At 69.6% G+C, this 12,535-nt stretch carries 10 protein-coding genes; 9 read left to right on the top strand and 1 reads right to left on the bottom strand.

Annotated features, from left to right (window positions below; translation table 11 throughout):
• Window positions 1–11: 11 nt before the first annotated feature.
• From ACFYYH_RS08925 to ACFYYH_RS08910, 4 genes are all read left to right on the top strand, one after another.
• A complete protein-coding gene (locus tag ACFYYH_RS08925; RefSeq protein WP_388547815.1) occupies window positions 12–1,379 on the top strand; it encodes an ATP-binding protein in 1,368 nt (455 codons plus the stop codon).
• A 94-nt stretch (window positions 1,380–1,473) separates the two neighbouring features.
• On the top strand, window positions 1,474–2,943 hold the full coding sequence (locus ACFYYH_RS08920) for an SCO6880 family protein (RefSeq protein ID WP_388547812.1): 1,470 nt from the start codon (window positions 1,474–1,476) through the stop codon (window positions 2,941–2,943).
• A 34-nt stretch (window positions 2,944–2,977) separates the two neighbouring features.
• The gene (locus ACFYYH_RS08915; RefSeq protein WP_388547810.1) at window positions 2,978–3,433 is read left to right on the top strand and encodes a DUF6238 family protein; all 456 of its coding nucleotides are present in this window, start codon (window positions 2,978–2,980) and stop codon (window positions 3,431–3,433) included.
• A gap of 27 nt (window positions 3,434–3,460) precedes the next feature.
• Window positions 3,461–5,059 (top strand): ATP-binding protein, encoded by a 1,599-nt coding sequence (locus ACFYYH_RS08910; protein WP_388547807.1) that lies wholly within the window; start codon window positions 3,461–3,463, stop codon window positions 5,057–5,059.
• On the opposite strand, the gene ACFYYH_RS08905 is transcribed toward ACFYYH_RS08910, so the two are convergent.
• Window positions 5,026–6,405, bottom strand: a complete 1,380-nt coding sequence (locus ACFYYH_RS08905) for a hypothetical protein (RefSeq protein WP_388547805.1) — start codon at window positions 6,403–6,405, stop codon at window positions 5,026–5,028. The genes ACFYYH_RS08910 and ACFYYH_RS08905 overlap by 34 nt on opposite strands.
• Before the next feature lie 674 nt (window positions 6,406–7,079).
• On the opposite strand from ACFYYH_RS08905, the gene ACFYYH_RS08900 reads away from it, so the two are divergent.
• The 5 genes from ACFYYH_RS08900 (at window position 7,080) to ACFYYH_RS08880 (ending at window position 12,288) form a co-directional block, all read left to right on the top strand.
• A complete protein-coding gene (locus tag ACFYYH_RS08900) occupies window positions 7,080–7,790 on the top strand; it encodes a hypothetical protein (protein WP_388547803.1) in 711 nt (236 codons plus the stop codon).
• Window positions 7,791–7,887: 97 nt separating this feature from the next.
• Window positions 7,888–8,658: a hypothetical protein gene (locus ACFYYH_RS08895; RefSeq protein WP_388547801.1), complete on the top strand. Its 771-nt coding sequence runs from the start codon at window positions 7,888–7,890 to the stop codon at window positions 8,656–8,658.
• A 266-nt stretch (window positions 8,659–8,924) separates the two neighbouring features.
• Entirely contained in the window at window positions 8,925–9,146 is a 222-nt protein-coding gene (locus tag ACFYYH_RS08890) for a hypothetical protein (protein ID WP_384080023.1), read from the top strand.
• Window positions 9,147–9,346: 200 nt separating this feature from the next.
• Window positions 9,347–10,489, top strand: a complete 1,143-nt coding sequence (locus ACFYYH_RS08885) for an AAA family ATPase (protein WP_388548115.1) — start codon at window positions 9,347–9,349, stop codon at window positions 10,487–10,489.
• Window positions 10,486–12,288, top strand: a complete 1,803-nt coding sequence (locus tag ACFYYH_RS08880) for a hypothetical protein (protein ID WP_388547799.1) — start codon at window positions 10,486–10,488, stop codon at window positions 12,286–12,288. The genes ACFYYH_RS08885 and ACFYYH_RS08880 overlap by 4 nt, the downstream gene beginning before the upstream one ends.
• The last annotated feature ends 247 nt before the right edge of the window (window positions 12,289–12,535 follow it).

Here is a 12,535-nt window from a genome sequence, read left to right as displayed (position 1 = left end):
GAGGTACTGCCATGGATGTCTGTGACCTTCCGCTGATGGGCAGCGTCTGTGACACCGTCGACTTCGTCACCAATCCCGGGGGCGCCGTCACGGACGGCATCGGCGCATGGATCGCCAAGTCGATGGGCGAGGTCGCCGCCACCGCGGCCGACCTGGCCGCCGACGCCGTCAACACCACCACCGCCATCGACCTCAACGCCTCCTGGTTCCGGTCGAACTACGAGCTGCTGCTCCCCATCGGTCTGGCGATCACCGTCGGCACGTTCTGCCTCCAGCTCATCACAGCAGCCTGGCGGCGCGACGAACGCGCCCTCGCCCAGGCCGCCATCGGCACCATGACCGGCATCCTGTTCTCCTTCTGCGCCGTCGCCTTCACCACCGTCGCCCTCACCGTCGTCGACGCGCTGTCCGCCGGACTGTTCCAGGCGGCCAACTCCTCGGTGGACGACGCCATCCGCCGCGTCATCAGCGTCAACGAACTCGGCGCCATGTACGGGCTCGGCTGGGGCGTGCCAGCCTTCGTCTCCCTGGGCTGCGCGATCGGCGCGTTCCTGTACTGGGGCGTCATGGTCGCCCGCAAAGTCGGCGTCCTGATCCTCGTCGCGCTCGCGGTCTTCGCCGGTTCCGGCGGCGGGTGGGAGGTGGCCAAGCGGTGGCGGCGGGGCTGGATCGAGGCCACCGCCACCCTGGTCGTCAGCAAACTCCTGATGACCGTGGTCTTCCTCATCGGCGTCAGCGCCATGGGCAAGTCCGACCCCCAGGACGGCATGGCCGCCCTCTCCGACGCCCTGGCCGGCATCGTCATCATGATCCTCGTCCTCCTCTGCCCGTACGCGACGTACCGGTTCGTGCGCTGGGCCTCGGACAACGGCGGCCAGGACGACCTCCACCGCACCGGCATCGCCGGACTCGCCGTCACCGCGGGCGCGGTGAAGACCGCGGGCAGCCTGGCCATGCAGGTGGGCACCGGTGGCCGCGCTCCGCAAGGCCCCAGTCAGGTCCCCGGAGCGGGCCCGGACGGCGTCGCCACCGGCATCGACCCCACCGGCGGCCGGTTGAGCAAGGAGGGCATCGACCCCGGACCCGCCAGGCCCCAGACCAGTTTCCGGTACGGCGAGGACCCGAACGCTACCGGCGACAAGGGCCGCGCCCTGATCCAGCGCCCCGGCATCCCCCCGCTGATCACCCGCCCCACCGAGGACAGGTCGGACAGCTCCGCCGCTCCAGCCGCCAGCGCCGTGGCCCCCAGCGGCAGCTTGGCCAAGGACGGACCGGCTGTGCCCTCCGGGCCGGCGCCGACCGCTACGGGGCCGGCGCCGACCGGCTCGGCGGGCCCGACGCGCTGGGTCTACCCCGGCAAGCCACCGTCAGGGTCCTGAGCACCCATCAGGCCGGGGCGGGATGTGCCTCCTGCCGGTGCACATCCCGCCCCGTATCCCGCTGCCATCCCTGATCTACGTGAACGGAACGATCATGTCCGACATCCCCCAGGCCGAAGCCGCCGCCACGGTGAAATTCCCGCACCGCTCCAAGCGCGGCATCCTCCTCGGCCTGACAGCCCCGCAACTGATCACCGCCGCCCTCACCGGCCTGCTCCTGCTCGCCGTAATCCTCACCCGCGGTGTCGTCGGCGCCCTCGAACTCATACCGGCGTGGGCCGCCCTCGTACTGCTCGTCTTCGTCCGTCACCGGGGCCGGTCCCTGGCCGACTGGACACCCATCGTCACCCGCTACGCACACCGACGTATACGCGGTCAGTTGCTCTGGCTCACCCACCCCTCCCAGCGGCCGGTCCGTGAAGGGCTGCTGCATCTTCCCGGCACCGCCGCCAGCCTGCGCGTAATCACCGCCCCAGACGGCCGCTACGGCGCGGTACACAACCCGCACACCGGCACACTCACCGCCGTCGTCAAGGTCAGCAGCCGCGCCTACGCCCTCCTCGACCCCGGCACGCAGAATGCCAACGTTGCCGGGTGGGGACGCGCGCTCGCCGCGCTGGCCCGTACGGGGCAGGTGGCCCGGATCCAGGTGATCGAGCGGACGGTCCCGGACTCCGGCGATGCCCTGCGCCGCTACTGGGAAACCCACGGCCATCCCGACACCCCGCTCGCGGGCGCGGTCTACAGCGAGCTGATCGCTTCCGCCGGACCGGCTGCTGCTCCGCACGAGGCGTATGTGGCGGTGTCGCTGGATGCCAGGGCGGCCCGTCGGCTGGTCAGTCAGGCCGGAGGCGGCCTCACCGGGTCATTCAGTGTCCTGGGTCAGCTCACCTCCACCTTTGACCAGTCCGCGCGTACCGCCGGCCTCACTCCCACCGGCTGGCTCTCCGCCACCGAGATCGCGGCCGTCGTACGGACCGCCTACGACCCCAAGTCCCTCGCAGCGCTGGACCGCTGGGCCTCGTCCAGCCGCCCCGAGGCCGATCCTGCCGCCGCCGGCCCGGTTGTGGTTGTGGAGAAATCGGACCACATCGCCACCGACTCCGCCTTCCACACCACGTACTGGATCGAGAACTGGCCCCGCACCGAAACCTCGGCGGGTTTCCTGCACCAGCTTCTGTTCACCGCCGGAGTCAGGCGGACCCTGTCGCTGTCCTTCGAGCCGAAGGGACTCGATGCCGCCCTGCGGGATGTCCAGCGCAAGAAGGCGTCCGTAATCGCGGACGCTGCCGAGCGTGCACGGCGCGGCCAGGTCGACTCCGAGGCCGACGCGATCGAGTACCAGGACATCAAATCCCGCGAGCGCCAGCTCATCGCCGGCCACGCCGATGTGGCAATGACCGGCCTGCTGACCGTCTCGGCCGACTCCGAGGAGGAGCTGCGGACGGCATGTGCGGTGGTGGAGACCGCGGCGGTCGGCGCGCAGCTCGATGTCCGGCCGCTGACCTGGCAGCAGGCCGAGGCGTTCACCGCTGCTGCCATGCCGCTCGCCCTCGCCGCCTGATGCCGGCCCTCGCCCCGTCTGAAAGAGGACCGCCATGTCCCGCAGCCCCGCTTCTTCAGCAGCGCAGGACTTCGTGCCCTTCGCCACCGCCGCCCTCGACTTCCACCGCGCACTCAACATCCCCGGCGGCCCACTGGTCACCTCCCGCGCCGAGCTGGACTCCCTCCACGCCCACCTCATCACTCTGCACGGACTGCTCGACGCCCACGCCGTCCGTACGGGCACGCTCATACCGGTCGAAGGTGATCTGCTCCGTGCCGCCCGCACCCGGATCTGGCAGGCCGCCGACCACCTCCACACCGCCTACCACACAGCCCCTCGTAGGGGATCCGGTGAGATCCCCGACCGCGAGGAATGCCAGTCCGGCCTGCCCGAAGGCGCCCCCGAGCTGACGATCTGCCAGCGCCACCAAGCCGCCGCCCACCTGGTACGCCGCCGCACCACCCCCGCCGACCTGCACGCCCCGTTCACCGGCCTCATCCGCCACTGACCCCTGCCATCGACTGGAGAGTCCGTCATGCCCAGGATCCGAGCCACCGCCACTCGCCTCTTCGTCCCCCGCAAGACCTCCCGCGCCGAGCAACGGGCCGCGCGTGCCGGATTCGCCGAGGCTCGTCGGCAGGCCCGTTTCGCCGGAGTAACGCCGAAGCGCAGCAACGAGGAGGCCGACGCATCAGAGCTGCGGCCGGCGTATCCGCTATCAGGCCGCCCCGGACCGGCCTCGGCGCGCGGCGGCCGGCTCCGCATGCCCGCGCACCGGATGACGACCGCCACCGTGTCCGGCGCCTACCCCTTCCTCGCCGAGGGCGGCCTGGGTGCGGAGGGGATCTTCATCGGCCGTGACGTCCATGCGGAGGCGGCGTTCTGCTACGACCCGTTCTCGCTGTACGGCAGCGGCCGAATCGAGGGCTTCACCAACCCCAACGCGGTGCTGGCCGGCATCATCGGCATGGGCAAGTCCGCGCTCGCCAAGTCCATCGCGACCAGGTCGATCGCGCACGGCTACCGGGTTTACGTCCCCTGCGACCCCAAGGGCGAGTGGACCTCGGTCGCGCGGGCGCTCGGCGGATACACCATCGCGCTCGGCCCCGGCCTGCCCGGCAGGCTCAACCCCCTCGACGCCCCCGCCCGCCCCGCCTCGGTCAGCGAGGACGACTGGGCCACCGAAGTCCGCAAGCGACGCCTCCTGCTCCTGGCCGCCCTCGCCCGCACCGTCCTCACCCGCGACCTGCAGCCCATGGAACACACCGCCCTCGACCTCGCCCTGGACCTGGTGGTCGCCGACGCCCAAGCGCGCGGCACCGAGCCGCTGCTCGGCGAGATCGCGCACACCCTCGGCTCACCCGAACGCCTCGACCGGGCCCTCGGCGACCAGGCCGGACGGATGGGGCCTGCTGCCCAGGATCTGGCGCACGCCCTGAGGCGCCTCGTGCACGGTGACCTGTCCGGCATGTTCGACGCACCGTCGACCGTCGCGTTCGATCCCACCACGCCCATGCTGTCCATCGACCTGTCCCGCCTGGGCGGGGCGGGCGATGACACCGCTCTGGTGCTGGCGATGACTTGCGCGAGCGCATGGATGGAATCGGCGCTCGCCGATCCCGACGGGGGCAGGCGCTGGGTCATCTACGACGAAGCATGGCGCGTCATGCGCCACCTCGGCCTGCTGGAACGCATGCAGAACCAGTGGAAGTTGTCGCGCGGCCTGGGCATCGCCAACCTCATGATCATCCACCGCCTCAGCGACCTGCTCTCCGCAGGCGACGCCGGATCACGCGGCCGGGTCCTCGCCGAGGGCCTCCTCGCCGACTGCTCCACCCGCGTCATCTACCGCCAGGAACCCGACCAACTCGCAGCCGCCGCAACCCTCCTCGGCCTGACCGGCGTCGAAACCCAGGCCGTCTCCGCCCTCACCAAAGGCCGCGGCCTCTGGAAAGTCGCCGGCCGCTCCTTCATCACCCAGCACATCCTCCACCCCGCCGAGCGCCACCTCTTCGACACCGACGCCCGTATGGCCACCCGAGCCGCACACCCGCCAGTACCAAGGAGTACGGCGCAACGCCTCGACAGCGCACTTGACCGCTACTCAGGAGCCCACCCAAGCTCTCGGCTGTAGTTCCGCAGCTTCCGCAAGCAATAAGCTGCGATATTCCCTCTATTTTTGGCGATCATGAAATCGCTGGCACGCCAGGTATACTCCAGGCAAATCGCCTCCCTTTCGAAGTTGAGTGAATTGTCGGGAATTAGTGGACAAAAGTCGAGCTGCTTCTCCGATTTCGTTGTATAGCCGAGTCCTAGCGCCGAGGAGAAGTCGGTTAGGGCATCCGCCATCGCGTGGTTCAGGACCTTATCGCGTCCCGACGTGAAGCCCGCCTCGGCGAGGTACTGGAAGGCCAGAAGCGAAGTGGTAGTAGGTGTTCCTTTCGTTTCCAGGATAGCCTTCGACTGCCCCAGTAGGTATTTCCCTAGATCGCAGCGCTCAATGTTGCGCTTTACTGTCGATTCCCCCGAAAGTCGCACGCCAAGCTTTGCCAAGCTATCCTTGATTTCATCCGACCCATATCGGCGCAGAATTCCAACAGAGGCGCTTGGCGGTAGGCTGAAGGCTCGCGCATCTAGCCTTACGATTGTGCTTGTGAGAAGACCTCTTCTGCTCTTCCACCACTTTCCGACCTCACTGTCGGGGGAAGAGTCCAGTAGTGCACTTCCATCGAGAAGGCCGAACTGATTGCTGCTAGTCAGATGGGTGAGGATGCCGGCATCAGAACTTTCGCTGGCAAATAGGATCGCCAGGCGAAGGGACTTGCGCATTTCTCTGCGCATACTGGTTACAAGCTTTGCAAAGTCATCGGATATCTCCCGCAGGAAACCTCCGAGAGAAGTAAACGCGTTGGGGTCGTAGTCGTTGGGCTCAACACCAAGATCTTCGAGGGAGTCGATGGCGTTCACAAGACGGAGCGTTGTCTTGGCGATGTCACGCCAAGTCTCCTTCGGAGGGCCTGAGATGGCTACGGGCAACTCGACTGGCGGCTTTCCTGCGATGTCCGTGTACGCGCGGGACATAGAATCGGAAAGAGCTTGCCGTGTATCGGGCCACAGGATCAGAGACTTCTCCCCACTCCCGGGGTGCCGCAGGAACCTCTTAATCTCTGCAAGCTCCTCGCCGGTCGGCGGGCTTCCTTCCCTGTGGTCGATATTAATCGGAACGATACGCTGGTCATTTGCCGCAAACTTGCTGAGATGCTGCACGGTTTCGCGCTGGAGAGCCTCCGCATTGACACTACCAGAAAAAGCGATAGTCGACAGGAAAAGGCCAGGGAGGAATTTGTCGAGATTATTAGCGAGAGTTGTTTTACCGGTTCCCGATGGAGCATAGATGGGAAGGAAAAGGCCTTCTCCTCTGGCCATAAGTCCGCGCGCAGCATCCTCCAGTAGGTTTTGGGTTTCAATCTCGGGAGTCACGAGCAGTGAGGCAAGGTCGGCCCCAAGCCTTGCAGACAGAGCCTCATATCGAGCAGGGAAAACCAATTGTTCCAATAGGTGAATGCCCGGACTGGCATGCATAGGATCCCCCGCTGCGCCTAGAGTTTTGGGACGTGGTGGTCAAGTATGTCCTGTACGCGTACAGGTTGTCTCACCGGCCGACGAATTGGCACTCAATGACTCACTGTCTGGCACTTAGGGTCACGCCTCGTTTGGGGCACGTCAGTCGTGACACAACGAGGATGCGCACCAACGCTCAACTACAGGTGAGCGTTGGGAAACAGGTCGCCGGGCTCCTGACTGTCTAGCCGCCCCGCGTGCGGGAAATCCACTAGGAACAAGCAGTGGAGCTTCACAACGTCGAAGACTGGCACTATGCCGACGAGCTGAGCTTCAGCGGCCGGGCACTGGCGCCACGCCGACGAGTGCCTGCCCGCGCATCCCCGCCCGCGCCCGGTGAACGGGTCCACGACCCGGTAGCACGATGCGCTCCAGACCCGACCGGCGAGGCCGCCACCGTCAGTGTCCCCTGCGGCGCACCGCTCGCGCTGACCGTCCCTACCACCAGTTCCCGGCGCAGCCAAACCGCCAGAACTCCGGATCCTCAAGGCCACGGGCTGAATCATCGGCCCTCTGCCCTTTGGAGGCCCTCCATGTCTGCGCTTCCTGATGTCGTGATCGCACGTCAGCAGAGCGGAAACGTCACTGCTGAAGGCGGTGACGAACTGGCCGCCGCCCTTCTCCAACGGGCGGGGTTCGATGTCCAGACCGCGCCCCGCTTCGCACCGTGGTACCGGCTGCCGTGGGACATGGGCGAAGAACGCGAGAACCAGATGGCGAGCCACGCCGCCCGGATGCTCACCGCAGTCGGTTACCAGGTCGATCTCGACCCCCGCCTCGATGCCTCACCCGTCACCGCCCCCAGCGATCCGCGCGGCGCCCGCGTGCACGGCCAGCACGTCCTGTCCCTGACCGAGCAGCTCAAGGCGGCGGACACGTACGACACGGTGGCGTCCCTCACCGAGCAGGTCCTCGATCCGATCGATGGTGTACTGGCGAGGCTGAGCGAGTTCTTCGACGCCGCCGCCGAACAGGCCAGCGCCGCCGACGACGAGGACGGCTTGGATCTGGGCGGCCGTTTCACCGATGCCGCCAGGCGGGTCACCGAGATCAGCGAGGACCTCCACGTCGCCAGTGAGCGGCTGCGCGCCCTCGGCCCGCCCGTCGTACCGAACTGGCAGGCCCAGCTCACCGCCTATCGCGAAACCGCCCCGCCACAAAACGCAGGCGCCCCGGCCACCGTGCTCACGCCGTCCGCCGCCACGGCCCTGGCCACACCGTCGGCGTCCCGGCGCTCCCGCTGACCGCCGCCTCTCAGGAGACCCCCGATGACCTCTGCCCGCAGATCCGGGACCGCGCCTGACTGTCCCCTCGTTCCCGCCCGTCCCGGATGGATCCGCCATGCCCGCCACCGAGCACCACCCCCTTCCCGACATCGCGATCGGGCACCACCCCCAGTACGGCATCACCGCCGCCAACCCCAAGCGCCTGCCTGCCGGCCAGTGGATGCTCGAACGCCTCGACTTCCGCCCCGTCCCCGGCCACCCCACCCTGTATGTCCTCACCGACCAGGCCCGCTGGGGGCAGGACCGCGCCACACGAGCCGTCGCCTATCTGCGCAGGGCCGGCTACCGGGTCGACGCGGACGCCGCGTTCGAACCCCTGACGGACCGTCGCCCCGCTCCCCGGCACGATCGGCCCGCGCGCGTCGAGCCCGACGTCGCCTTCGCCGAACATCCCCAGCTCGGCATCATCGCCGCCACCGCCGACGACGACGCCCGCATCGGCGGCCAGCCCCTCGAAGAACACGGATGGCGCCACAACACCCGCCTCGACATCTACACCCTGCCCGCCACCACCGACCGCAGCGAAGCACTCGGCAAGGTCACCCAGGCCACCGTGGCGATGCAACGCGCCGGCCTCCAGGTGGCCCTGCACCCCCGGCTCGCCCAGGAGATAGCCGCGCGTCGGCCGTCCGTGCCCACGACGGCAGCGCACAACGAGCGCGGCCAGGGCTTCGTCGGCACCACGTCCCGCGTCAGCACTGCCGCGCGCGCCGCCGGCCCCACTCGCGCCGGTCTGCCCGCCAAGCCGCCGCTCCCCGCACCCGGCGTCCCTGCCCCGGCGGCGCGCCCGGTGGATCCGCGCATCGCGTTCACCCGCAACCGCTGACTTTCAACTCCCTTATGGGGACGTTCCCATGGCCGTTGTTGGTACACCCGGCTATCAGAACGTGCGGAGAGGCGAGTCAGGTAGCTGCGGGGCGGTGAGGCCCGCCCTGGGCATGTCGGCAGTCATTGCCCATCGTTCGTGGTCCAGCCACGCACCGTCGATGTGCTGGAAGCTCCGGGCCCGCTCGGCTTCGCCCAACACCCCACCGCTTTCCCGCCACCACCGATAGGAGATCCGCCTTGTCCGAGGCACCAGCAGAGGCGTTCATGACGATCCGGCACGCCATCACCGGCGAGATCACCACCACCGGCTACAACGCCGCCGCCCGGCGGATCCTGCTCCAGGCCGGCTTCGAAGAGACACCAGGCTGCGCATGCCGAGCGACGGAACCCGGTACGGAGCGGACGCACGGGCCTGCTCGGCAGCCGGCGAGCTGCTCGTCGCCGGCCATCCCCTGCACCTGGACCGAGCCCTCGGTCGGCCGGTGAGCGCCGACGGTATGCCCCGGTTGGCCCGGTCGCCGATGTCGGCACAGTCTGTGATCCGCGCCGAGAGCGGCCGGCCTCTCCAGCACGTCGCCAGCCCCGCCCGCACCCGCACCCGCACCTGTTGAAGGGAGCCCGTTTTGACCACACCCGGAACGCCTACCAGTCCAGTGCGCACCAAGGGCGGCGAACTACGGGCCAAGGTGGCCCGGCTGCTGGCCGACCGGCCGGCGGACACGCTCACCATCGGGGACATGGCCAGGCAGCTGGGCCACTCCCACGGCGCCGTCCGCAACGCCGCCCTCACCCTGGTGCGACGCGGCGAGGCCGACCAAAGCGGAACCGGACAACCGGAGTTCCGCGCGAACGCGAAAACCGCCGCAGCCGCGCAGACCGCTGTGATCAGCCCGCCGGGCACCCACTCTTCCCGCGCCCAGGCGGCCACGGCCCGCACGACCATTCCCGCAGCAGCCACGCCCAGGCAGGCCGGCCCGATCCGCCGCGCGGGGGGCCAGGTCTACCACCCCCGGGAGCTGGCCGATCTGCCCGACGTCGAGGCGTTGAATCGCTTGCGCGACGCGGAGGTGCCGGTGCTGCTCTACGGCCCTCCGGGCACCGGCAAGACGAGTCTGGTCGAGGCGGCGTTCCCGGACCTGCTCACCGTCGCCGGTGACGGCGACACCACGGTCGGCGATTTGATCGGCGAGTACACGCAGGACGACGCGGGGGCCTACGTCTTCCAGTACGGTCCGCTGGTCACCGCGATGACCGAGGGCCGAGCCCTGCTGATCGACGATGCCACCTTGATCTCACCGAAGGTCCTGGCGGCGCTGTATCCCGCGATGGACGGGCGCAGGCAGATCCAGGTCAAGGCCCACAAGGGCGAGACCATCAAGGCCGAGCCGGGCTTCTACGTGGTGGCGGGCCACAATCCCGGCGTCCACGGCGCGGTGTTGACGGAGGCGCTCGCGAGCCGGTTCAGCGTGCAGATCCAGATCGGCACGGACTATGACCTCGCCCTGGCCTTGAGGATCGATGCACGGGTGGTCCGGGTCGCCCGACACCTCGCCCACCAGGTCGAACTCGGCGAGCTGGGCTGGGCCCCCCAACTGCGTGAACTGCTCAGCTACCAGAAGACCGAGGCCGTCCTCGGCACCAACGCCGCGCTCGCGAACCTGGTCGGCATCGCTCCTGTGGAGGATCGCGACGCCGTCGCCGCCGCCGTCATCAAGACTGTCGGCGTCAAGGAGGTCGCGCCCCTCACCCTCGGCAAGCAGCTCCCCGCCTCAGCCGCCCGGCAGCCCCCGGGCCACGCCGGCTCCGCACACCCGGGCCGCTCGCGATGAGCGCCCACCACCACGTCCAGTCCCCCGCCACCACGCCGGACGACGACGCCGACCTCGCGCGCTGGGACGACGACGGCGCCCCGCCCGCGCGACCCCGTTCCTCCCCGCACTTGTGGCTGCGCGTGGGAGCCGAACTCGGCGACCGGCTGGTCGCCCTCTCCGGCCGCCAGGACCTCCTCGTCACCTGCCGCCCCGGCACGCGCAGCGGCGCACCGGCCGCGTTCTTCCCCACTCTGGGCGAGGTCGAGTTCGACGCCGGCCTGTTCGCCCCGCTCCAGCCCCACGAGATCAATCCGCGGATCGTGGGCGACGAGGAGCGGTATCCCGCCGCCTGGGGAGTGTTCGTCCACGAGGCCGCGCACGCGGCCCACTCCGTCTGGACACAGCCTGCCGGAGCGGACCCCCGTGTCGTCGAGGCCGCGCTCCTGCTGGAGGAGAGCCGCGTCGAAGGCGCACACCTGATCACGCGGCCCACGGACCGCACGTACCTGCGCACCAGTACCCGAACCCTGGTCATGCCCGACATCGCCCACCCCACCCTCCAGGGCATCGAGCACGCCGCCGCCGTGGCGGCCCTGATCCTCGGCCGCCGTGACGTCGGCATCCTGGACGCCGGCGAGACCCGGGCCGTCGCCGATCTGTGCGAAAAGGTGCTGGGCGCAGACCTGCTGGCCACACTCACCCGCATCTGGACCGCAGCCCATCAGTGCGCCGACCACGACGCCACGACCATGCTCGCGCACGCTCAACAATGGTGCGACGCTCTGGACGCCGCAGCCCCCGCCCTGCCCGTGCCGGAGAACCTCACCGATCTGCTGTCCGGCGCCGTGGGGGTCGTCATGGACAGCACGGCAGCCACCGACGCCGCCGACCTCGCGGCACAGGCCGCAGCGGCCAACGCCATGGCCGCGCAGTCCAAGACGCAGGCTCAGGACCGCGCCCAGCGGGCCGGCCAGCGACGCAAAGCCGCCGCCACCGCCAAGTCGGTCTTCAACGCCCGTGGCACCACCGTCGCTCCCGACGGCACACCGGCGCCCTACGGCAGCAACCCGGTCACCGGCACCCGCAGGCCCACCGCCGCCGAGCAGAGTGCCGCCGCGCGCCTGAGCCGCGCCCTGCGCGCCGCCGCCTACCGCGAGCGGACCGAGGAGCGGACCACCAGCCCCACCCCGCCCGGCCGCCTCAACATGCGCGCGGCCCTCGCCCGCGACGCTCAGCGCGCGGCCGGGTCGGTCCCCACCGCGGAACCGTTCACCCACACCCGCCGCCGGAACTCCCCCACCCCACCGCTGCGTGTGGGTATCGCCGTCGACGTCTCCGGCTCCATGCGTGCCGCCTGCGCGCCCGTCGCGTCCGCCGCCTGGATCGTGGCACGCGCAGCAGCCCTGACCGGCCCCGACTCTTTCACCGCCACCATCGCCTACGACAGGCACCTGACCGCACTGACCCGACCCACCCACCGGGCACCAGAGCGCGTGACCACGTTCGATGCCAACGGCGGCCACCACAACCTCGGCGACGCCATCGACGCACTCGACCACGGCCTCGCACTCAGCCGCCCCGGCGCCGGCCGCCTCCTCGTGATCGTCACCGACGCCCGGTACGGCAGCGACGAAACCGCTCAAGCCGTCACCCGCGTCAAGCAGCTCACGACCGCCGGCTGCGCCGTACTCCAGCTCACCCTCACCGCCAAGTCCCACCACTTGCCGGGAACCACCTTGCTGCACCTGCCCCAGCCCTCCAGCGCTCCCGCCGCCATCGCCACGGCGGCCACAGACGCCATCCGCAGGACACGCTGAGACTGCTCCAGGCGGCCACCGACCGGGACCGGTCCGCCGAGAACCCCCACTTCTGACACCGCCCGGTGCCCCGCCCCGGGAGGGCCCGTCGCCCTGCGTAACACCGCCGACGGGCTCGACATCGTCGCCACCGTCATCCGCGCGGACGGCCGCTGGGCCCGCCTGCACAACGACGCCCTCTCCGCGCGCTCCGCCTGCACGAGGTTTGCCTACGACCACCGCCTCGGCGGGCGGCCCTGACCGCGGG

The sequence above is a fragment of the Streptomyces sp. NPDC002018 genome (genome assembly GCF_042890865.1).
Taxonomy (GTDB): domain Bacteria; phylum Actinomycetota; class Actinomycetes; order Streptomycetales; family Streptomycetaceae; genus Streptomyces.
Note: the sequence above shows the minus strand (reverse complement) of the source record. Positions and strands in the feature narration are given on the sequence as shown.

Coding starts and splice junctions, on each gene's coding strand:
- ACFYYH_RS08925 (WP_388547815.1), top strand. CDS start 12: ATGGATGTCTGTGACCTTCCGCTGATGGGCAGCGTCTGTGACACCGTC.
- ACFYYH_RS08920 (WP_388547812.1), top strand. CDS start 1,474: ATGTCCGACATCCCCCAGGCCGAAGCCGCCGCCACGGTGAAATTCCCG.
- ACFYYH_RS08915 (WP_388547810.1), top strand. CDS start 2,978: ATGTCCCGCAGCCCCGCTTCTTCAGCAGCGCAGGACTTCGTGCCCTTC.
- ACFYYH_RS08910 (WP_388547807.1), top strand. CDS start 3,461: ATGCCCAGGATCCGAGCCACCGCCACTCGCCTCTTCGTCCCCCGCAAG.
- ACFYYH_RS08900 (WP_388547803.1), top strand. CDS start 7,080: ATGTCTGCGCTTCCTGATGTCGTGATCGCACGTCAGCAGAGCGGAAAC.
- ACFYYH_RS08895 (WP_388547801.1), top strand. CDS start 7,888: ATGCCCGCCACCGAGCACCACCCCCTTCCCGACATCGCGATCGGGCAC.
- ACFYYH_RS08890 (WP_384080023.1), top strand. CDS start 8,925: ATGACGATCCGGCACGCCATCACCGGCGAGATCACCACCACCGGCTAC.
- ACFYYH_RS08880 (WP_388547799.1), top strand. CDS start 10,486: ATGAGCGCCCACCACCACGTCCAGTCCCCCGCCACCACGCCGGACGAC.